Genomic DNA, 20183 nt, shown 5'->3' on the forward strand with positions numbered 1-20183 from the left:
CCCCCCCCCCGCCCACCAGGCCCGTCGCCTCGGAGTCCTCGCTACTCGCCTCACACGATCCGCTCGCCGACGCCGACGCCGAAGCCGAAGCCGAAGCCGAAACCGAAACCGAAACCGCCGCCCAAACCCACCCCGAAGCGCGCGCCAATCGCGCTCATCCGGGCGCCGATTCCTCCGCTGTCACCTTCCGCCGCCTCGCCCAGCTAATCAGCGCGTTCGAAACCAACACCGCCGACCCCGCGTCACGCGACCAACTCGCCGCCCTCACGCAAACCACGCAAACCACGCAAGTCCCCGTCCTCGGCATCACCGGCACCGGCGGCGCCGGCAAATCTTCGCTGACCGACGAACTGATTCGCCGCTTTCGCCTCGACTACGGCGACACATTGGCCATCGCGGTACTCGCGATCGACCCATCGCGCCGCAAATCCGGCGGCGCGCTGCTCGGCGACCGCATCCGCATGAACGCGATCGGCGAGTGGGGTAACGGCGCACGCGGCGCCGCGCGCCGCGTGTACATGCGCTCGATGGCCACCCGCGAAGCATCGAGCGAAGTGTCCGCGTCACTGCCCGACGCGCTGCGCCTGTGCAAGGCGGCCGGCTTCGATCTGATCGTGGTCGAAACCTCGGGGATCGGTCAGGGCGACGCGGCGATCGTGCCGTTCGTCGACGAATCGCTGTATGTGATGACGCCCGAGTTCGGCGCCGCGAGCCAGCTCGAAAAGATCGACATGCTCGACTTCGCGAGCTTCGTCGCGATCAACAAGTTCGACCGCAAGGGCGCGCAGGATGCGCTACGCGACGTCGCGAAGCAGGTGCAGCGCAATCGCGCCGAGTTCGCGACGCCGCCCGAAGCGATGCCGGTGTTCGGCACGATCGCGTCGCGCTTTAACGACGATGGCGTGACCGCGCTGTACCGGCACATCGCCGCCGCGCTGCGCGGCCACGGACTGCGCGACGGCGGCGGCCGCCTCGGCGCGGTCGACGGCCTGCGCTTTTCGAGCAACCTGCATGCGATCGTGCCGCCCGCGCGGGTCCGCTATCTGGCCGACATCGCGGAGACGGTGCGCGGGTATCGCGAGCGTGCCGACGCGCAGGCGCGCATCGCGCGCGAGCGCTGGCAACTGAGCGAAGCGCGACGGATGCTGGATGAAGCGGATAGCGGCGCAGCGGACCAACTGAACTCGCTCGACACATTAATCGAGCAACGCAACACATCACTCGGCGAGCGCGAACGCAAGTTACTCGACGCATGGCCGCAAACCGTGGCCGCTTATTCAGGAAGCGAACACGTAGTCCGAATCCGCGACCGTGAAATCCGCACCGCGCTCGCGGTGACCACGCTGTCCGGCTCAGAAGTCCGCAAAGTCTCACTGCCGAAATTCATCGATCACGGCGAGATCCTGCGCTGGCTGATGCTCGACAATCTGCCCGGCTATTTCCCGTTCACCGCCGGCGTGTTTCCGTTTCGCCGCGAAAACGAGGACCCGACGCGGATGTTCGCCGGCGAGGGCGATCCGCAACGCACGAACCGCCGCTTCAAGCTGCTATCGGAAGGGATGCCCGCCAAGCGGTTGTCCACCGCGTTCGATTCGGTGACGCTGTATGGCGAGGAGCCGCACGAGCGCCCGGACATCTACGGCAAGGTCGGCAATTCGGGCGTATCGGTCGCGACGCTCGACGACATGAAGACGCTGTACGACGGCTTCGACCTGTGCTCGCCGGAGACGTCGGTATCGATGACGATCAACGGTCCCGCGCCGACGATCCTCGCGATGTTCTTCAACGTCGCGATCGATCAGCAGATCGCGCTAAAGGAGCATCAGCAAGGCCGCGCGCTCACAGCAGAAGAAACCGCGCAAACCCGCCGCGCCGCGCTCGAAAACGTGCGCGGCACCGTGCAGGCCGACATTCTTAAGGAGGACCAGGGACAAAACACCTGCATCTTCTCGACCGAATTCAGCCTGAAGGTAATGGGCGATATCCAGGCATATTTCGTCGAGCACGGCGTGCGCAATTTCTATTCGGTGTCGATCTCCGGCTATCACATCGCCGAGGCCGGCGCGAACCCGATCTCGCAACTCGCGTACACGCTCGCGAACGGCTTCACCTATGTCGAGGCGTATCTCGCGCGCGGGATGTCGATCGACGACTTCGCGCCGAATCTGTCGTTCTTCTTCTCGAACGGGATGGACCCGGAATACACGGTGCTCGGCCGCGTCGCGCGCCGCATCTGGGCGGTCGCGATGCGCGAGCGTTACGGCGCGAACGAGCGCAGCCAGAAGCTGAAGTACCACGTACAAACGTCGGGCCGCAGCCTGCACGCGCAGGAGATCGATTTCAACGACATCCGCACCACGCTACAGGCGCTGATCGCGATCTACGACAACTGCAACTCGCTGCACACCAATGCATTCGATGAAGCAATCACGACACCGACCGAGGAATCGGTGCGCCGCGCGGTCGCGATCCAGTTGATCATCAATCGCGAATGGGGACTCGCGAAGAACCAGAATCCGAATCAGGGCAGCTTCGTGATCGACGAGCTGACCGATCTGGTCGAGGCCGCGGTGCTCGCCGAATTCGATCGGCTCACCGAACGCGGCGGCGTGCTCGGCGCGATGGAAACCGGTTATCAGCGCGGGCGGATTCAGGACGAGTCGATGCTGTACGAGCATCGCAAGCATGACGGCTCGTATCCGATCGTCGGCGTGAATACGTTTTTGAGCGCGCATCCGCACGAGGCGCCGCGGCCGCTGGTGCTGGCCCGTTCGACGGACGAAGAAAAGCAGAGTCAGCTGACGCGGCTGCGCGAGTTTCAGTCGAAGCATCGAGACGCCGCGCCGGCCGCGTTGGAGCGCCTGAAGCGCGCGGTGATCGATGATGCGAATGTGTTCGCGGTGCTGGTGGATGCGGTGCGCGTGTGTTCGCTCGGGCAGATCACGCACGCGCTGTTCGAGGTGGGCGGGCAGTACCGGCGGAATATGTAGCGGGTGTGGCGCGGGCTCGCGTGCCTGGTCCTGCAATTGCGAACGATGCGGCCCGTGCATCGCGCGCGATGCACGGGCCGCTTCATGGCCTCAACCGTGCGTCAGCGCGAAATCACTTGAACGCGCCTCCGCGTAGTCGTATTTCCTGCGGCTCGGGCGTTGCACCGCGAGCCGCCTCATCGTTTCAATCACGCGTCAGCGCGCAATCCCCAGTCGCGCCTTCGCGTCGTCGTATTCCTTCGTGAGCCGCTGCACGAGTTCGCCGACGCTCGGCACATCGTCCATCAGACCGACGCCCTGGCCCGCGCCCCAGATGTCCTTCCAAGCCTTCGCCTTGTCGCCGCCGAAATTCATCTTGCTCTTGTCCGATTCGGGCAGCGCGTCCGGATCGAGCCCGGCGTTCTGGATGCTCTCGCGGATGTAGTTGCCGTGCACGCCGGTGAACAGGTTCGTGTAGATGATGTCCGCGGACTTCGAGTTGATGATCGCCTGCTTGTACGCGTCGACCGCGTGCGCCTCCTTGGTCGCGATAAAGCGCGTGCCCATGTAAGCGAGGTCCGCGCCCATCGCCTGCGCGGCGAGGATCGAGCCGCCGTTCGCGATCGAGCCGGACAGTACGATCGGGCCGTCGAACATGCGGCGCACTTCGCCGACCAGCGCGAACGGCGAGGTCGTGCCCGCATGGCCGCCGGCGCCCGACGCCACCAGGATCAGACCGTCTACGCCCGCTTCGAGCGCCTTCTGCGCATGGCGCAGATTGATCACGTCGTGCAGCACGATGCCGCCGTAGCTATGCACCGCATCGACGATCTCGCGCGCGGGCGCGCGCAGGCTGGTGATGAAAATCGGCACCTTGTGTTCGACGCACACGCGCACGTCCTGTTCGAGCCGCACGTTCGACTGATGGACGATCTGATTGACCGCGATCGGGCCGATCAGCGCGTCGGGGTTCGCGGCCTTGTGTTCGGCGAGCTGCGTCTGGATTTGCGTGAGCCATTCGTCGAGCAATTCGGCCGGGCGTGCGTTCAGCGCGGGGAACGAACCGACGATACCGGCCTTGCACTGGGCCAGCACGAGTTCGGGATAACTGACGATGAACATCGGTGAAGCGACGACGGGCAACGCGAGGTTTTGCAGTACGGCGGGCAATGCCATGTTGAGTGTCTCCAGTGTCGTTATGAATCGGCCGATACGAGGCGAGCGGTGTAAGCGTTTGGCGTTCGATGAGTTTAGCGGCACCCGCCTGGCGGCGGGTTCGGCTTTCGCAAAGCCGGACGACGCGAAACTGAGAGGCGAATGCCGGCCGCAATTAAGAACGATCGTTCGATTATATGCGAAGCAAATTGCACGCGCATAAACGGGTCGTTTGGAACAGTTCGAAGGAGTGTTCAGGTTCTATGTTTGCGTGGGTTAACCCACCTCGCGCGGACATTTAGGGCTTCTACAATGCACAGACCCTCAAACGACCAAACGAGACGTCATGGCCTTCGAGAACTTCTCGCCCTTTCGCGTCGCCGTGGGCGATGTCGATATTTTCGGAGTGAAGGGCGGCGCCGGGCCGCCTCTACTTCTGCTGCACGGCCATCCGCAATCGCACCTGATCTGGGCGCGCTGCGCCGCGCAGCTCGCGCAGCACTTCACGGTGATCGCCACCGATCTGCGCGGCTACGGCGCATCGGGCAAACCGCCGAGCGACCCGAGCCACGCCCCTTATTCGAAGCGCACGATGGCCGCCGATCAGGTCGCGGTGATGCGCGAGCTCGGCTTCGAGCGCTTTCTCGTCTGCGCGCACGATCGCGGCGCGCGGGTCGCGCATCGGATGGCGCTCGATCACGCCGATGCGGTCGAGCGTCTGATGCTGCTCGACATCGCGCCGACGCTCGCGATGTACGAAGCCACCGACCGCGCGTTCGCGACGCATTACTTCCACTGGTTCTTCCTGATCCAGCCCGAGCCACTGCCGGAGACGCTGATCGGCGCGAATCCGGCCGCGTATGTCGATGCGGTGATGGGCGGCCGCCACGCCGGGCTCGCACCGTTCGACCCGGCCGCGCTCGACGCGTATCGCGCGGCGCTCGCGCAACCGGGCGCGGTGCACGCGATGTGCGAGGACTACCGCGCGTCGGCGAGCATCGACCTCGAACACGACCGCGCGGATATCGAGCGCGGCAACAAGATCGGCTGTCCGCTGCGGGTGTTGTGGGGCGATAAGGGCGTGATCGAGAAATGCTTCGATGCGCTCGCCGAATGGCGGCATGTTGCGCGCGACGTGAGCGGGCGCGCGTTGTCGTGCGGGCACTATCTGCCGGAGGAAGCGCCGGACGAACTGGTCGCCGAGATGCTGTCGTTCTTCGAGGCGGTTGAACGGTGAGTGAATGGCCGCCGCGCGCGGCCGTTCACGCAGCGGCGGCTGCCAGCGGCCGCTAAAGCGGGCGTTGCTTTGCGCGGTCTCTCCCGCACGTTCCGCCTCACATGCCGTTACAGCGCGGGCCGCTTCGGGCGGCCTTCGTTGCGCAAGCCGCGCGTAGCGCCTCCTTCTTCTTTATCCCAGCGGCGGCAAGCGCCGCGTAACCGGCGTCGACTTGACGATCGCGGTGCTGGTTTCCGCGCGCTCGGTCACCTTCGCCAGAATCTCGTCCAGCTGTTCGATCGAATGCAGATAGAGCCGGCAGATGAAGCAATCGTCGCCGGTGACCTTGTCGCATTCGACGAATTCCGGAATGCGCCGGATCACGTCCTCCACCAGATGCAGCTGACCCGGCAGCGGCTTCACCCGCACGATCGCCTGCAACGTAAAGCCGAGCGCGCGCGGATCGATCTGCACGGTAAAGCGTTCGATCACCCGTTGCGCTTCGAGCCGCCGCACCCGCTCGGCGGTGCTCGGCGCCGATAGCCCGACCTGGCGCGCGAGTTCGCTGACCGGCTGGCGCGCATCCTGGGCCAGCGCGGCGAGCAGCGCGCGGTCGGTATCGTCGAGCGCAACGGGGGCGGGCGATGCAAGGCGTTTGCTCATGATGGCCTTCGAATGCGAGGTGAAAAGGCGGCAACGCTTAAGTTTAGCCATGTATTCGCGCGCGGCGATTAATTACACTGCCAGTCATACAGGAATCAATCCGGGAACCGAATCATGGCTTCAGAGCAGAGCGCTTCAAACCCGTCTTCAGCTGGAACCTCAGGCAGCACTTCAGGCAGCGATGCCAACGAAATTCGCCGCGGCGCGGCCGAGATGAGTATCGCGATGCTGATGTCGGGCACGATCGGCTGGCTCGTCGTGTCGTCGCAGCAAAGCCCGTTCAACGTGGTGTTCTTTCGCTGCCTGTTCGGCGGCGCGACGCTCGCGCTCGTGTGCGCGCTGCTCGGCCTGTTCCGCCGCGAGCTGTTCTCGTGGAAGATGCTCGGCCTCGCGCTGCTCGGCGGCGCGGGGATCGTCGCGAACTGGGTGCTGCTGTTCGCCGCGTATTCGCGCGCGTCGATTTCGATGGCGACCGCGGTCTACAACACCCAGCCGTTCATGCTGGTCGCGCTCGGCGCGTTGGTGTTTCGCGAGCGCATCAGTGCGTCGACGATCGGCTGGCTCGCGGTCGCGTTCGTCGGCCTCGTGCTGGTCGTGCGGGTCGAGCCGGCCGTGCTCGCGCTGCCCGGCCAGTACCTGATCGGCGTCGCGTACGCGGTCGGCGCGGCGGCGATGTACGCGTTGTCGTCGATCATCACGAAGCGCCTGAAGGGCACGCCGCCGCATCTGCTCGCGCTGATCCAGGTGTCGCTCGGCGTGCTGCTGCTCGCGCCGTTCGTGCGCTTCGACGCGCTGCCGGCGAGCGCGACGCAATGGCTCGAACTGGTCGTGCTCGGCGTCGTGCATACCGGGATCATGTACGTGCTGCTGTATGGCGCGATCCAGAAGCTGCCGACCTCGATGACCGGCGCGCTGTCGTTCATCTATCCGGTGGTCGCGATCATCGTCGATAGGGTCGCGTTCGGGCAGACGCTCGCATGGCTTCAGGTGCTCGGCGCGGCGTTGATTCTGCTCGCGGCGGCCGGCGTCAATCTCGGCTGGCGCATCGTGCCGCGCAGGAAACCGCTGTCGTCGAGTTCGACGTGATGCCGGTGTTAGTCGTTGTATTGAAAAATGCTACGGATTCCAGATTAATGCGCGCGCGCCAATCTTCATATCGCCGGACTGATGCATACGCGCATTTGAAACGGTGCGCGCTCGCGACGCCGCATGCAGGCGGCGGTAAAAGTAATCGTTAAATTTCTGTAGGGAAATCACCGATGCTTTGTGAAAACCCACCCGCGTATCATTGTTACTGACGCTGATCACGTCCAACAGATGTTCCGCCGCTCGCTTCGTCGAGCGGCTTTTCTTTTTGTGGCGGTGGTTTTTGTGTGGGGGTTTGCGTGCGGGTTTGCGTGTGGCGCCGTTCAGCCGCGCGCGAGAATGCGCGTGCCGTCCACGTCGAGCGGGCCGCCGGGCGTGGCCAGCTCTTTGACGATCCCTTCCAGTAACGCCGGCCATTGGTCGCGCGGCTTCAGCATCGACGCGGCGGCGCGCAGCACAGTTGCGTCGTCGAGCATGCGCAGCAGCGTGTCGAAACTCATCTCGCGCACTTCCAGCAGCTTGAACACGATCAGCACTTTCAGCGCGTTTTTCGCGTTGCGAGCGGGATCGGCGCGTAGCCATGCAATGCGCGACCATGCGCGTTCAAGCGCCTGTTCGACATTGCCGAACGGCGCGCCGTGACCCGGAATCACGACGCGCACGTCGAGCGTCGCGATCGTATCGAGCACCGCTTGTTGCTCGGCGAAACCGCTTTCGCCTTCCAGCTCCGGAAAGATCACGCCGAAGCCGTTTTCCCACAGCGCGTCCGCGCTGATCAGCACGCGCTCGTCCGCGCAGTAGAGCATCAGCGAATGCGGGTCGTGACCGGGCGCGCCGAGCACCTGCCAGTCGAGCGCGCCGAGCCGCAGGCGCGCGCCGGGCTCAATCGTGCCGGTGAAGCCGAAGCGTTCGCAGCGTTGGCCGGTCGCGCGAAATGTTAGGTGTGCTTCGTCCCAGTCGCGCACCGCGTCGGCTTCGGAGGCGGGAATCAGCGTGCGGCACGGCCATGTGGCTTGCAGCAGCGCATTGCCGCCGCAGTGGTCCGAATGCAGATGCGTGTTGACGATCAGATCGAGCGGCCGCGTACCCAGTGCATTGCGCACCAGCTCGAGCGTTTGCGGCGCGTGCGTCGCATAGCCGGTGTCGATCAGCGCCGCGCACGCGCTGTCGGTGAGCAGCACGTTGTTCGACGAGAGCCAGCCGCGCTCGAAGACGCGGATCGATGCCGGCAGCGCGATCATGGCGTCGCTGCCTGAGCGTCGAGCGCGGCGTCCGAGCCGGGCTTGGGCATCACCAGAATCGTCGATGTGCCGGTCAGCATCAGTTCGCCGTGCTGATTGACGGCCGAGCCTTCCAGCATGGTCAGATCGCCGTTCAGGCTCGGCTTCCAGTGCGCGTCGCGCACGCGCCACGTGATCGTCAGCGTGTCGTGCGCCTGCACCGCTTTTTTCAGCTTGATATCGAATTCGAGTCCGAGCGGCTGCGCGTAGGTCGAAAAGTGCGTGGCGAGCAGCGCCATGAAATACGCGGTGGGCTGCGTGCCCGATGCGATCAGCCCGCCGAAGCGGCTTTGCGCGGCATACGCTTCGTCGTGATGCAGCGGATTGAAATCGTGGACGAGCGTCGCGAATTGCTTGATCGACTCGACCGACAGATCGAGCGTCGAGCTGAAGGTCTCGCCGATCGTGACGACGCGTGGCGCGGCTTTCATTGCGGCTCCTTCGAGGGTTTCGCATGGGCCGCCATGAACGTGACGTGACGCGTGTCGAGCGCGTCCCACACCGCGCGTTTCGCGGCGTCGTCGAAGCTGGACCAGCCGGCGATTTCGTCGATCGTGCGCAGACAGCCTTCGCACCAGCCAGTCGCCGCATCCATCCTGCACACGTTGATGCACGGCGACGGCACCGAGCCGTCGTCGTCCTCTTCGTAGTTCCTGGCGCCCGCTGTCGCCATTGCGCTCAGGCCGGCTCGCGCAGCGCGACGTCGACGACCGGCGCGCCGGTCAGCGCGATCAGCTCCTGCGCGGTCAGATTGAACACCGCGTGCGGATGACCGGCGGCGGCCCACAGGCTATCGAGTTCGAGCAGATCGGCGTCGATCAGCGTGACCGGTTCTGTCGCGTGACCGACCGGGCAGACGCCGCCGATCGCATAGCCGGTCTTCTCGCGCACGAACTTCGCATCCGCGCGGCCGATTTCGCCGACCTGCGCGGCAACCTTCTTCTCATCGACGCGATTCGCGCCGCTCGCGATCACCAGCACCGGCGCGTCGTCCTCCCGACGGCGGAACAGGATCGACTTGGCGATCTGCTCGACCGAGCAGCCGAGGCCGGCGGCCGCTTCGGCGGAGGTCTTGCCGGTTTCCGGCAGCATCACGATGCGGCCCGCGTGACCGCGTTCGCGCAGCAGCAGCGCGACGCGGCGTGCCGAGTCGGGCAGCGCGGCGAGATCGTCGGATTCGAAGGACGCGAGTTCGGTCATCGTTGGGGATCCTGATTGAAAAGTGAGGGTGATGTTCAGTTGCCGCTCAGACGCAGCTGTTCGCTTCGCTGCGCGCTTTCGCGAGCAGCGCCTTGCCGGCCCGCGACACATTGGGGCGGCCGATCGCGGTCGAAATGAAGTCGCCGATCTGCACCACTTGCGCGAGATCGATGCCGGTCTCGATGCCAAGGCCGTGCATCAGATACAGCACGTCTTCGGTCGCGACGTTGCCGGTCGCGCCCTTCGCATACGGGCAGCCGCCGAGCCCCGCGACCGACGCGTGGTAAATCTCGATGCCTTCGAGCAGCGCGGCGTAGATGTTCGCGAGCGCCTGGCCGTAGGTGTCGTGAAAGTGGCCGGACAGCCTCTCGCGCGGAAATACCTTGGTGACCGCTTCGAACACTTCGCGGGTGCGCTGCGCGGTGCCGACGCCGATCGTATCGGCGATATCGATCTCGTCGCAGCCGAGCGCCGCGAAGCGCTCGACGACATCGACGACCGACGCGACCGGCACCTCGCCCTGATACGGGCAGCCGAGCGCGCACGACACGCTGCCGCGAATCCGCAGGCCGTGCTCCTTCGCGGCGGCCGCGACCGGCGCGAAGCGCTCGATGCTTTCGGCGATGCTGCAATTGATGTTCTTCTGCGAAAACGCCTCGCTGGCCGCGCCGAAGATCACGATCTCGTCCGCATGCGCGGCGAGCGCGCCTTCGAAGCCACGCAGGTTCGGCGTCAGCACCGAATAGATCGTTCCCTCGCGACGCGCGATGCCGCCCATCACGTCGGCGCCGTCGGCCATCTGCGGCACCCATTTCGGCGACACGAACGACGCGGCCTCGACATTGCGAAAACCGGCCGCGGACAGACGGTCGATCAATTCGATCTTGGTCGCGGTCGGGACGAATTCCTTTTCGTTCTGCAGTCCGTCGCGCGGACCGACTTCAACGATTTTCACCTGCTTCGGTAAGGCCATGATCTGTCTCCGGTCTCTTGCGATTTGGTTGCGATTTCAGCGAATCCGTTTGCGCTTCGATGCTTGCGGTTCGAAGCTTGCGCGTCAGTCAGTACCCGCGCTCGAGTTGCACGACGCCGCTCACCGGCTCGCCGCGCATTAGCGCATCGATCTTGCGCGCGATCTGCGCGACGCTTTCCTCGCGCAACGTCAGCGCCGACACATGCGGGGTGATCGTGATGCGCGGCTCGCGCCAGAACGGGTGGTTATCGGGCAGCGGTTCTTCGTGGAATACGTCGAGCGTCGCGGCGGTCAGCTGGCCGCTCGCGAGCGCGTCGAGCAGATCCGCTTCGACCAGATGCGCGCCGCGCGCGACGTTGATCAGATACGCGCCGCGCGCAAGCTTCGCGAAGGTGCGCGCGTTCAGTACGCCCTCGGTGTCGGGCGTGCGCGGCAGCAGATTGACCAGCACGCTCGCGCCGTCGAGAAACGCGTCGAGCTGTGCTTCGCCCGCGAACGTCGTGATGCCGTCGATCTGCTTCGCGCTGCGGCTATAACCGCGCACGGGCAGACCGAACGATGCGAGCGTTTGCGCGACCTGAATGCCGAGCACGCCAAGCCCGAGCACACCGACGGTGAAGCTCTCGCGCGGATGCGGTTTCAGTACCTGCCAGCGGCGTTCGCTTTGCTGTGCCTGGTATTCGTCGAAGCGGCGCAGATAACGCAGCACCGCATGCGTCACGTACTCGGCCATCTGCGCGCCCATGCCGGTGTCTTCGAGACGAATCAGCGGCACATTGCGCGGCAGCGTGCCGGGCTGTTCACGTTCGAGCGCGAGCATCGCATCGACGCCCGCGCCGAGATTGAAGATCGCGCGCAGCGAGTCGCGGCCGGCCAGCATCTCGGCCGGCGGCCGCCAGACGATCGCGAAGTCGGCCGGCGCGTCGTCGCCCGGTTGCCATTCGCGCAGTTCGGCGGCCGGCAGCGCGCGGGCGAGATCGTGCAGCCACGCGGCGGCGTCGGTACTGGACTGGTAGAAGAGGACTTTCATCGGCTCGGGCACGCTCAAGCGCTGAGGTTCGCGGCAGCGGGACGGAGCCGGGCCGCGCCGGCGCAACGTGGCCGCGCCAGGGGCGGCGCGGGGCGTGCGTGGCTCGGGTGACGCGGCTGGGACAGCGCGTGCGGCATCGGGGTCTCCTCCCGCTATGGATAGGCGTCATTCTACTTTTTCGACGCGGATCGCGCGCGCTTGCGCACGGGCGTGCGTTTCGTCACTTGCGCGCTGTGCCGCGTGATGTGCCCGTATCGCCGATAACCAAAGCACAAAAACTTGGTTCGTGCGCGTGCCACGGCGCGTGACAATGACTGCCCGGATTCCCGCAGCGAGGCACCGCTATGCTTTCATGCACCCGATCGACGTGGCCGCCGCGCCTCGTCACCGTTCCCGGCCTGCACGGCAGCGAAGGCGCGCATTGGCAAAGCTGGCTCGAGCGGCAGTTCGCGCGTTCGCTGCGGGTCGAGCAGGCCAATTGGGATGCGCCCGATGTCGCCGGCTGGGCGAATTCGCTGCGCGAGTTGCTCGCGCGTGAACGCGGCCCGTTCGTGCTGGCCGCGCATAGCTTCGGCTGCCTCGCGACCGCGCACGCGCTGCAACAGACTTCGCTCGTGAGCGACGTGGTCGGCGTGTTGTTCGTCGCGCCCGCGAGTCCGCGCAAGTTCGCGTTCGCCGGTCCGTTCGACGCGCGCCGGCTCGGCGTGCCGTCGATATTGATCGGCAGCGAAACCGATCCGTGGATGCCGCTCGCCGACGCCCGCGATCTCGCGCACCGCTTCGGCAGCGCGTTCGTGAATCTCGGCGACGCGGGGCATATCAACACCGCGGCCGGCTTCGGGCCGTGGCCGCGCGCGAAGTATTTCATCGATACGCTGGTGCACTGCGCGGCGCCGTTGCGGTTTCGGGAAGAGGCGTTGGAGGTCGCGCAGCACGTGCTGATGTGAGCGCCGCGCGCCGCGCGGATGGTAAGCAATCCGTTAGAATCCCGCTTCACGCCGCGCGGGTGCGGCCACAGATTTTCTTTATCGACAGGCGGGGACAGGATGAAGGGCAACACGGGGACAACGCGCTGGCTCGCAGCCGGCATCACGGCACTCACGCTCGCGAGCGGCGGCATGTCGAGCGCGTACGCGGACACGGCGCTGCTGAACGTGTCGTACGACGTGACGCGCGAGCTGTACAAGGACATCAACGCGGGTTTCATCGCGGCTTATAAGCAGAAGAGCGGCGAGACCATCGCGGTGCGCCAGTCGCACGGCGCATCGAGCGCGCAGGCGCTGTCGGTGCTGCAAGGTCTGCAGGCCGACGTGGTAACGATGAACCAGCCGAACGACATCGATCTGCTCGCCGACAAGGGCCATCTGGTTCCGGCGAACTGGCGCGCGCGCCTGCCGGACGACAGCGCGCCGTACACGACCACGATGGTGTTCCTCGTGCGCAAGGGCAACCCGAAGCACATCAAGGACTGGGACGATCTCGCGAAGCCGGGCATCCAGGCGGTGATCGCGAATCCGAAGACCTCGGGCAACGGCCGCTATTCGTACCTCGCCGCGTGGGGCTTTCGCAAGCAGCATGGCGGCACCGATGCGCAGGCGCAGGACTTCGTGAAGGCGATTTTCCGCAACGTGCCGGTGCTCGATACCGGCGGCCGTGGCGCGACGACCACCTTCACGCAGCGCGGTATCGGCGACGTGCTGGTCACGTTCGAAAACGAAGTGTCGCTGATCAATACGGGCGTCGGCGCCGGCAGCTACGAAGCGGTGTATCCGTCGATGAGCCTGCTCGCGGCGCCGCCGGTGTCGATCGTCGACAAGGTGGTCGACAAGCGCGGTACCCGCAAAGAGGCGCAGGCGTATCTCGACTATCTGTGGTCGCCGGCCGCGCAGGAAATCATCGCGCAGCATCATCTGCGGCCGCGTAACAAGGACGTGTTCGCGAAGCATGCGGCCGAGTTCAAGCCGCTCAAGACCTTCACGGTCGAAGAGATGTTCGGCAGCTGGCAGAAAGCGCAGGACACGCATTTCTCCGACGGCGGTACGTTCGATCAGATCATCGTCGATCGCAAGTAACGCCGGAAAGTTTGCTGCGAAATAAAAGGGCTGCCCCGCTGTGCGCGGGGCAGCCCTTTTTACATGCGCGCGCTTTTGCTGCGCGCGCTAGTGCAAACGCTTAGTTCGTCGAAGCGTGCGCGTGGTCGCCATGACCATGCGAGCAGCCGCGCTCGCAATCGCTTCGCTCGGCCGGCATCTGCTGCGCGGCTTCGGCGCGAATGCCCAGACGTTCGAGCAGCTTGCGGTCCGCTTCGGCCTGCGGGTTGCTGGTGGTCAGCAACTGGTCGCCGTAGAAAATCGAGTTCGCGCCGGCGAGGAAGCACATGGCCTGCAACGCTTCGTCCATCTGCTCGCGGCCGGCCGACAGACGCACCATCGCGCGCGGCATCGTGATACGCGCAATCGCGATCGTGCGCACGAATTCGAACGGGTCGATCGCTTCGGTGCCGGTCAGCGGCGTGCCTTGCACCTGCACGAGGTTATTGATCGGCACCGATTCCGGATACGGCTCCATGTTCGCGAGCTGCGCGACCAGCCCCGCGCGTTCGCGGCGCGATTCGCCCATTCCGACGATGCCGCCGCAGCACACGTTGATGCCCGCGTCGCGCACGCGCTCCAGCGTGTCCAGACGGTCCTGATAGGTGCGCGTCGAAATGATCTGGCCGTAGAACTCGGGCGACGTATCGAGGTTGTGGTTGTAGTAGTCGAGGCCCGCGTCGCGCAGCGCCTGTGCCTGGTGCGTCTCCAGCATGCCGAGCGTCACGCAGGTTTCGAGGCCCATCGCCTTCACGCCGCGGATCATGTCCTTGATCGGTTCGAGGTGACGGTCCTTCGGATTGCGCCACGCGGCGCCCATGCAGAAGCGCGTCGCGCCGTTCTGTTTGGCGACCTGGGCGGCGGCCAGCACGTCGTCGACGGCCATCAGCTTGTCGGCTTCGAGGCCGGTGTCGTGATGGACCGACTGCGGACAGTACGCGCAGTCCTCTTCGCAGCCGCCGGTCTTGATCGACAGCAGCGTCGACAGCTGCACCGTGTTCGCATCGAAATGCTCGCGATGCGTCTGCTGCGCGCGGAACAGCAGGTCGTTGAACGGCAGTTCGTACAGCGCGACGATGTCGGCGACGCGCCAGCGCGCGAGCGGTTTTGCTTCGGCGGTGGCTGCGGCTGCGGGGTTGGCGGCGGCCGTGTCGGCGGCGCTCGGGGTGATGTTCAGTTGGGTCATGAGTTCGATCCTCGTGTACGGATGCGGATGAATGGGGTTCGGCGCTGCAATGCGGCGGCGTTAGGCGTTGTGCGCTTCGTGCGCTTCGTGCGCTTCGCGCAGCGTCTGCAGCAGTCGTTCAATGTCGAGCTGTTCGGCAGCCTCGTCCGGCGAGCGCGGGCTCAGATGCGGGACGATGCCGAGCAGCGGCGCGTCGTACGCTTGCGCGAGATGCGCGCGAATCGACGCGATGTTTTCGTCGGGAAAAGTCATGTCGGGGTCGATCCGGTTCGCGACCCAGCCCGCGAGCTTGAGCCCGCGCGCGGCGATCGCTTCGGCGGTCAGCAGCGCATGGCTGATGCAGCCAAGCCGCATGCCGACCACCAGCACGACCGGCAGCTTCAGCGCGACCGCGAGATCGGCGGTGTCCTCGGTCGCGGTCAACGGCACGCGGAAGCCGCCGACGCCTTCGACCACCACCACGTCCGCGAGCTGTACCGCTTGCCGGTGACATTCGACGATATGCGCGAGATCGAAGCTGACGTTCTCCAGCGCGGCCGCGATATGCGGCGCGGCCGGTTCCTTCAGCAGATACGGTGTGCGCATTTCGGGCGGCAGCAGCACGCTCGATGCGGCGTCGAGCTGGTCCGCGTCTTCGTTGTGCAGCACGCCGTCGAGTTCGAACGCGCCGGCCGCGATCGGCTTCATCGCGGCTGCTTGCAAACCTTCGCGCACGAAGCCGCGCAACAGCGCGGACGACACGAAGGTCTTGCCGATCTCGGTATCGGTGCCGGTGACGAATAGCGACAGCGCGCCGTTAGCGTGATTCGCGTGGCTCATGCGGCGTTCGCTCCGAGTTGTTGCAGCCCGGCTTCAAGCCGGTCGAGATCCGCGTGCGAGTGCGCGGCGGACAGCGAGATGCGCAGCCGCGAGGTGCCGGTCGGCACGGTCGGCGGCCGGATCGCGGGGACCCACAGCCCCGCGCGATCGAGCGACGCGGCGAGTTCGAGCGTCGCGTCGTTCGCGCCGATAATCAGCGGCTGCACGGCGGTGTGCGAATCGACCGGCAGCCACGGGGTTGCCTTCAGCAGCGCGCGGGTGCGCTCGATCAGCTCACGCAGATGCGCGCGCCGCTCGTCGCCTTCCGCACCGCCGATGATCCGCAAACTCGCCGACACCGCATGCGCGGCCGCCGGCACCGACGCGGTCGTGAAGATATACGGCCGCGCGCGTTGCACCAGCCATTCGATCACCGTTGCATGCGCGACGACGAACGCGCCGGACACGCCGGCCGCTTTGCCGAGCGTGCCGATCGAAATCAGATGCGGCGAGCGCAGCGCGGCCTCGGCGATCGCGCCGCGGCCTTGCGGGCCGAGCACGCCGAAGCCGTGCGCGTCGTCGACGATCAGCCACGCGCCGTGGCGCTCGGCGAGTTCGAGCAGACGCGGCAGCGGCGCGACGTCGCCGTCCATGCTGAATACGGTATCGGAGACGATCACCTTCACGTCCGCATCCGACGCTTCGAGCATCGCGCTCAACGCATCCATGTCGCAGTGCGGGTAGATCTGCACGTCGGCGCGCGACAACCGCGCGCCGTCGATCAGCGACGCGTGATTCAGCGCGTCGGAAAACAGCGTGGTGCCGCGGCCCGCGAGCGCGGTCAGCGTCGCGAGATTGGCCATATAGCCGGTGCTGAAGTAAAGCGCGCGCGGCTCGTCGACGAAGCCGCCAGCGAACTCCGCGAGGTCGTCTTCGAGCTGCGCGTGCGCGCGTGAATGGCCGCCGAGCAGATGCGAGCCGCCGCTGCCCGCGCCGTAGCGGCGCGCGCCTTCGGCGATCGCGTCGATCAGCTGCGGATGCGCGGCGAGACCGAGATAGTCGTTGCTCGCGAAGCCGATGATCTCGCGGCCGTCCACCGTCATGTGCGCGGCGCACGGCGTGTCGGCGATCCGGCGGCGACGCCGCAGCCCGCGCGCGTCGAGTTCTTTCAGCCCTTCGGAGAGCGTGTCGAGTAGATGCATCAGCGGACCTGCGCGAGCGTGGCGTCGAAGGTTTCGCGCGTGCGGGCGGCGAGCAGCGCGAGTTCTTCGTCGTCGAGGATGTACGGCGGCATCAGATACACGGTGGTGCCGATCGGGCGCAGCAATAGTTCGCGCTGCAACGCGTTTTCGAAGAAGCGGCGCGAAAACGTTCTGGCTTGCTGAGGGTCGTCGAGCACCGCATCGAACGCGAAGATCGTTCCGCATTGGCGCAGGTTGCGCACGTGCGGATGCTCGGCGAGCGGCGCGAGCGCGGCTTTCAGCGTCGCCGCTTTGCGCGCGTTGGCGGCCAGCACGCCGTCGCTTTCGAACAGATCGAGCGTGGCGAGCGCCGCGCGGCACGCGAGCGGATTGCCGGTGTACGAGTGCGAGTGCAGGAAGCCGCGCGCGGTGTCGTCGTGATAGAAGGCCGCGTAGATTTCATCGCGCGACAGCACGATCGACAGCGGCAGATAACCGCCGCTGATCCCCTTCGACAGGCACAGGAAGTCCGGCCACACGCCGGCCTGTTCGCATGCGAAGAAGGTGCCGGTGCGCCCGCAGCCGACCGCGATTTCATCGGCGATCAGATGCACGCCGTAGCGGTCGCACAACTCGCGCAAACCCGCCACGTACGACGGATCGTGCATCGCCATGCCGGCCGCGCATTGCACCAGCGGCTCGACGATCAGCGCGGCGATCTTGTGCGCGCGCGCATCGAACAGCGTGCGTACGGTATCGAGCGCGCGGCGCGCGAGCTCGGCGGCGGATTCGCCGGCCTGCGCGAGCCGCGCATCGGGCGATGCAACCACGTGCGCATGACGGATCAGCGGATCGTAGGCGTCCTTGAACAGCGCGACGTCGGTCACGCCGAGCGCGCCGATCGTCTCGCCGTGGTAACTGTTGGCAATGCAGACGAATTCCTGCTTGTCCGCATGGCCGCGATTGCGCCAGCTGTGAAAGCTCATCTTCAGCGCGATTTCGACGGCCGACGCGCCGTCGGACGCGAAGAACGCATGGCCGAGCGTATCGCCGGTCAGCGCGCGCAGCCGCTCGGCCAGTTCGACCGCGGGCTCGTGCGTGCAGCCGGCGAGCATCGCGTGTTCGAGCGTGTCGAGCTGATCTTTTAGCGCCGCATTGATGCGCGGGTTCGCGTGGCCGAACAGATTGACCCACCACGAGCTGATCGCATCCAGATAGCGATGGCCGGCGCGATCGTAGAGCCACGCGCCCTGACCGCGCGCGACGGGGATCAGCGGCAGACGTTCGTGATGCTTCATCTGCGTGCACGGATGCCATACCGCTTTCAGACTGCGGGCGACCCAGTCGTCGGCGGCGACGGGCGATGCAACGGAAGGTGCTGCTGAGTTTTCCAAAGGGGTACTCCAAGATGCTTTTCTACTGCTGGCTCGCGAGGCGATTTTGGGGCCCCGGTTTTGAGGGCTTTCGCGGCGCCGCGGCTCTTTTCGAGCGGCGGCGCGCGAGTCTCGACGAGCGCGCGGGGTCGAGATTAGCGGTTTATCGGGCCGCGCGCACCTGCTCCGGAACGCCCGTTTTTCGTTGTCGCGCCGGGGTTTGGCGCAGTTCGGTGCAGCTGGAATGACATCGCTCGCGAAGCTCGCAAATCGCCGTAGATGACGACGTCAAAGTAATGGGCTATTACTGGCGAGAATTTGCGGCGACGGGGCTTTTTGGGGCGCGTGAGGTGAGAAGTGCGGTCGCGGCCGTGCTGCGCCGGTGCGTGCGCCGCAAAAGAAAAAGGCCTGCTGGTTCAGCAGGCCTTCATATCCTCAAGCGGAATTACCCGCGCGTCACTCGCGGCTCGCCAGCGCGCGGCGCTCGTCGCCATTCGCGTTACCCGCGTCGGCCGTGCGCGAATCCTGATGACCCCACACCACCGAGTTATCGACCGCGTACAGCTTGCACGGATCGGCGCTCTGCTTCTGGCAGTTGTTGATCGCGACCGACATTGGATTGTCGCCGCCCTCGGCCCACGACCATGCGCCCGAATCCGACACCGCGAACGCGCGGCTCGGGTACTGATGCAGGAAGTTGCGATAGCCGTTGCGGCCCGCTTCGTCGAGGTACGGCACCGCGTCGACCGCGTCGAGCGCGGCGAAATCGGTCGCCTTCGGCGCGGCCGGATCGGCGACCTGGTACTGCACCGCGGTCGGCATGCCGGCGCGCGCGAGGAACGCTTCGACAGACGGCCACCACACGTGCACGCCGTCGCGATCGCCGACGAGGCGATGCGCGTCGTTCTTGTAGTTGCCGAAATCGACCATCTTCACGTTCGCGCCGTGCGCGCGGTACGCGGCGTACATGCCGGCGACGAGCGGGGCGTTCCACACCGAATCGTTATTGCCGTACAGCCACAGCGCCGGCACTTTGGTGTGTTCGCCATAGCTGCCGAACGCGCGGGTCAGATTGCCTTGCCAGTCGGTGCACGCATCCTGGCGCAGGCCGCCCGAGAAATTGATCAGCGCGCGCACGCCGGGCATCGCCTCGGTGCCGTACGCGATCGTCGCGAGACCGCCGTGCGAGGTGCCGGCCACCGCGATGTGGGTGGCGTCGACATACGGTTGCTTCGACATGTAATCGATCGTCGCGGCGACGTCGCCGGCCTGGCTCAGGCCATTGGCTGCGACATCGCAGCCGTCCTGCTGGTACACGCCGCCCGACTCGCCGAAGCCCTGGCGGTTCGGCGCGACCACCACGTAGCCGCGGCGCACGAATTCGCGCGCGAACGGCAGCGGGTCGCTGCGTTCCTGGCTGCGCGGGTCGCCCTGGATCTTGCCGTGGTTGAACACGATCATCGGGAACGGGCCGCGGCCTTCCGGTTTGTAGATCGTCGTTTCGAGGGTGATCGAGCCGTCCGCGTCGACCGGCACGCGGATGATCTGTTCGTTCAGGTGGGCGACGGGCAGATAGGCGTCGTCGAGCGCGAGGCGCGGCACGCGGGCGCTCGCCAGCGGTCCCTGGGTGTCGGACAGCGGCGTCGCATCGAGGGCGGCAGCGGGCGTCGCGCGTAGCGGATCGGCGTGCGCGATCGCGACAGCACAAGTGGCCGCGGCGCAGATCGCCGCACACTGCTTCAGTACCTTGCTCAACACCATTGACGCACCTGCCTGAAAGACCTGTCTCGAACTCCGTGCCCTCTGTTTGCCGAATCGCGCTACTTTTTTCGACAAACAGATTCACTCGCGTACGTTGTGCGCAAAGCGCACGCACGCCAGTCGAGATCGCACGGGATGAACCCAACGGCCGACGCGACCCCACGCGCCGATGATGAGCGTCACTGGATGCACGTCGAACCGCCGCGGCTCGCGAGTACGTGG

Annotated in this window: 19 protein-coding genes; 5 read left to right on the forward strand and 14 right to left on the reverse strand. The window is 66.0% G+C overall.

Going from position 1 to position 20183, the window contains the following annotated elements:
- Positions 1-2990: fused isobutyryl-CoA mutase/GTPase IcmF (icmF, locus tag BTH42_RS01340; protein WP_256701691.1), on the forward strand; the 2990-nt coding region annotated here is incomplete at its 5' end.
- A 195-nt stretch (positions 2991-3185) separates the two neighbouring features.
- Here the strand turns inward: icmF and BTH42_RS01345 are convergent.
- Entirely contained in the window at positions 3186-4145 is a 960-nt protein-coding gene (locus BTH42_RS01345; protein ID WP_075294973.1) for a nitronate monooxygenase family protein, read from the reverse strand.
- Positions 4146-4470: 325 nt separating this feature from the next.
- Between BTH42_RS01345 and BTH42_RS01350 the strand changes: the two genes are divergently transcribed.
- Positions 4471-5361 carry an alpha/beta fold hydrolase gene (locus BTH42_RS01350; protein ID WP_075294975.1) on the forward strand — a complete coding sequence of 297 codons (891 nt, stop codon included), beginning with the start codon at positions 4471-4473 and terminating at the stop codon, positions 5359-5361.
- Between the two features lie 171 nt (positions 5362-5532).
- Here the strand turns inward: BTH42_RS01350 and BTH42_RS01355 are convergent, their stop codons facing one another.
- Positions 5533-6003: an Lrp/AsnC family transcriptional regulator gene (locus tag BTH42_RS01355; protein WP_075294977.1), complete on the reverse strand. Its 471-nt coding sequence runs from the start codon at positions 6001-6003 to the stop codon at positions 5533-5535.
- Positions 6004-6216: 213 nt separating this feature from the next.
- Between BTH42_RS01355 and BTH42_RS01360 the strand changes: the two genes are divergently transcribed.
- A complete protein-coding gene (locus tag BTH42_RS01360) occupies positions 6217-7089 on the forward strand; it encodes a DMT family transporter (RefSeq protein ID WP_075294979.1) in 873 nt (290 codons plus the stop codon).
- A 30-nt stretch (positions 7090-7119) separates the two neighbouring features.
- Here BTH42_RS01360 and BTH42_RS01365 read toward each other — a convergent pair whose 3' ends face one another.
- The 7 genes from BTH42_RS01365 to BTH42_RS01395 all read right to left on the reverse strand — a co-directional run bounded on the left by BTH42_RS01365 (position 7120) and on the right by BTH42_RS01395 (position 11572).
- Complete coding sequence (locus tag BTH42_RS01365; RefSeq protein ID WP_075294981.1) at positions 7120-7317, reverse strand: hypothetical protein; 198 nt, start codon at positions 7315-7317, stop codon at positions 7120-7122.
- Between the two features lie 95 nt (positions 7318-7412).
- Positions 7413-8330: an MBL fold metallo-hydrolase gene (locus tag BTH42_RS01370; RefSeq protein ID WP_075294983.1), complete on the reverse strand. Its 918-nt coding sequence runs from the start codon at positions 8328-8330 to the stop codon at positions 7413-7415.
- The gene (locus BTH42_RS01375) at positions 8327-8800 is read right to left on the reverse strand and encodes a MaoC family dehydratase (RefSeq protein ID WP_075294985.1); all 474 of its coding nucleotides are present in this window, start codon (positions 8798-8800) and stop codon (positions 8327-8329) included. The genes BTH42_RS01370 and BTH42_RS01375 overlap by 4 nt, the downstream gene beginning before the upstream one ends.
- Complete coding sequence (locus BTH42_RS01380; protein ID WP_075294987.1) at positions 8797-9042, reverse strand: DUF1289 domain-containing protein; 246 nt, start codon at positions 9040-9042, stop codon at positions 8797-8799. Before BTH42_RS01380 ends, BTH42_RS01375 begins: the two co-directional genes overlap by 4 nt.
- Before the next feature lie 5 nt (positions 9043-9047).
- The gene (locus BTH42_RS01385) at positions 9048-9569 is read right to left on the reverse strand and encodes a YbaK/EbsC family protein (RefSeq protein WP_075294989.1); all 522 of its coding nucleotides are present in this window, start codon (positions 9567-9569) and stop codon (positions 9048-9050) included.
- 46 nt (positions 9570-9615) lie between these two features.
- On the reverse strand, positions 9616-10542 hold the full coding sequence (locus BTH42_RS01390; protein WP_075294991.1) for a hydroxymethylglutaryl-CoA lyase: 927 nt from the start codon (positions 10540-10542) through the stop codon (positions 9616-9618).
- A gap of 88 nt (positions 10543-10630) precedes the next feature.
- A complete protein-coding gene (locus BTH42_RS01395) occupies positions 10631-11572 on the reverse strand; it encodes a glyoxylate/hydroxypyruvate reductase A (protein WP_075294993.1) in 942 nt (313 codons plus the stop codon).
- Positions 11573-11916: 344 nt separating this feature from the next.
- On the opposite strand from BTH42_RS01395, the gene BTH42_RS01400 reads away from it, so the two are divergent.
- Complete coding sequence (locus BTH42_RS01400) at positions 11917-12519, forward strand: alpha/beta hydrolase (RefSeq protein WP_075294995.1); 603 nt, start codon at positions 11917-11919, stop codon at positions 12517-12519.
- A gap of 99 nt (positions 12520-12618) precedes the next feature.
- A complete protein-coding gene (locus BTH42_RS01405) occupies positions 12619-13644 on the forward strand; it encodes a sulfate ABC transporter substrate-binding protein (RefSeq protein ID WP_075294996.1) in 1026 nt (341 codons plus the stop codon).
- A gap of 100 nt (positions 13645-13744) precedes the next feature.
- Here the strand turns inward: BTH42_RS01405 and bioB are convergent, their stop codons facing one another.
- From bioB to BTH42_RS01430, 5 genes are all read right to left on the reverse strand, one after another.
- Positions 13745-14848, reverse strand: a complete 1104-nt coding sequence (gene bioB / locus BTH42_RS01410; RefSeq protein ID WP_075294998.1) for a biotin synthase BioB — start codon at positions 14846-14848, stop codon at positions 13745-13747.
- Between the two features lie 60 nt (positions 14849-14908).
- Positions 14909-15667: a dethiobiotin synthase gene (gene bioD / locus BTH42_RS01415; RefSeq protein WP_075294999.1), complete on the reverse strand. Its 759-nt coding sequence runs from the start codon at positions 15665-15667 to the stop codon at positions 14909-14911.
- Complete coding sequence (gene bioF / locus BTH42_RS01420) at positions 15664-16848, reverse strand: 8-amino-7-oxononanoate synthase (RefSeq protein WP_075295001.1); 1185 nt, start codon at positions 16846-16848, stop codon at positions 15664-15666. Before bioF ends, bioD begins: the two co-directional genes overlap by 4 nt.
- The gene (gene bioA / locus BTH42_RS01425) at positions 16848-18221 is read right to left on the reverse strand and encodes an adenosylmethionine--8-amino-7-oxononanoate transaminase (RefSeq protein WP_075295003.1); all 1374 of its coding nucleotides are present in this window, start codon (positions 18219-18221) and stop codon (positions 16848-16850) included. Before bioA ends, bioF begins: the two co-directional genes overlap by 1 nt.
- Positions 18222-18656: 435 nt before the next feature.
- Positions 18657-19961, reverse strand: a complete 1305-nt coding sequence (locus BTH42_RS01430) for a dienelactone hydrolase family protein (protein WP_075295005.1) — start codon at positions 19959-19961, stop codon at positions 18657-18659.
- Positions 19962-20183 lie beyond the last annotated feature (222 nt).

The organism is Burkholderia sp. SRS-W-2-2016, assembly GCF_001931485.1.
Taxonomy (GTDB): domain Bacteria; phylum Pseudomonadota; class Gammaproteobacteria; order Burkholderiales; family Burkholderiaceae; genus Paraburkholderia.

Coding starts and splice junctions, on each gene's coding strand:
- BTH42_RS01400 (WP_075294995.1), top strand. CDS start 11,917: ATGCTTTCATGCACCCGATCGACGTGGCCGCCGCGCCTCGTCACCGTT.
- BTH42_RS01405 (WP_075294996.1), top strand. CDS start 12,619: ATGAAGGGCAACACGGGGACAACGCGCTGGCTCGCAGCCGGCATCACG.
- BTH42_RS01360 (WP_075294979.1), top strand. CDS start 6,217: ATGAGTATCGCGATGCTGATGTCGGGCACGATCGGCTGGCTCGTCGTG.
- BTH42_RS01345 (WP_075294973.1), bottom strand. CDS start 4,145: ATGGCATTGCCCGCCGTACTGCAAAACCTCGCGTTGCCCGTCGTCGCT.
- BTH42_RS01390 (WP_075294991.1), bottom strand. CDS start 10,542: ATGGCCTTACCGAAGCAGGTGAAAATCGTTGAAGTCGGTCCGCGCGAC.
- bioD (WP_075294999.1), bottom strand. CDS start 15,667: ATGAGCCACGCGAATCACGCTAACGGCGCGCTGTCGCTATTCGTCACC.
- BTH42_RS01385 (WP_075294989.1), bottom strand. CDS start 9,569: ATGACCGAACTCGCGTCCTTCGAATCCGACGATCTCGCCGCGCTGCCC.
- BTH42_RS01355 (WP_075294977.1), bottom strand. CDS start 6,003: ATGAGCAAACGCCTTGCATCGCCCGCCCCCGTTGCGCTCGACGATACC.
- bioF (WP_075295001.1), bottom strand. CDS start 16,848: ATGCATCTACTCGACACGCTCTCCGAAGGGCTGAAAGAACTCGACGCG.
- BTH42_RS01395 (WP_075294993.1), bottom strand. CDS start 11,572: ATGAAAGTCCTCTTCTACCAGTCCAGTACCGACGCCGCCGCGTGGCTG.
- bioB (WP_075294998.1), bottom strand. CDS start 14,848: ATGACCCAACTGAACATCACCCCGAGCGCCGCCGACACGGCCGCCGCC.
- BTH42_RS01370 (WP_075294983.1), bottom strand. CDS start 8,330: ATGATCGCGCTGCCGGCATCGATCCGCGTCTTCGAGCGCGGCTGGCTC.
- BTH42_RS01375 (WP_075294985.1), bottom strand. CDS start 8,800: ATGAAAGCCGCGCCACGCGTCGTCACGATCGGCGAGACCTTCAGCTCG.
- BTH42_RS01380 (WP_075294987.1), bottom strand. CDS start 9,042: ATGGCGACAGCGGGCGCCAGGAACTACGAAGAGGACGACGACGGCTCG.
- BTH42_RS01350 (WP_075294975.1), top strand. CDS start 4,471: ATGGCCTTCGAGAACTTCTCGCCCTTTCGCGTCGCCGTGGGCGATGTC.
- BTH42_RS01430 (WP_075295005.1), bottom strand. CDS start 19,961: ATGGTGTTGAGCAAGGTACTGAAGCAGTGTGCGGCGATCTGCGCCGCG.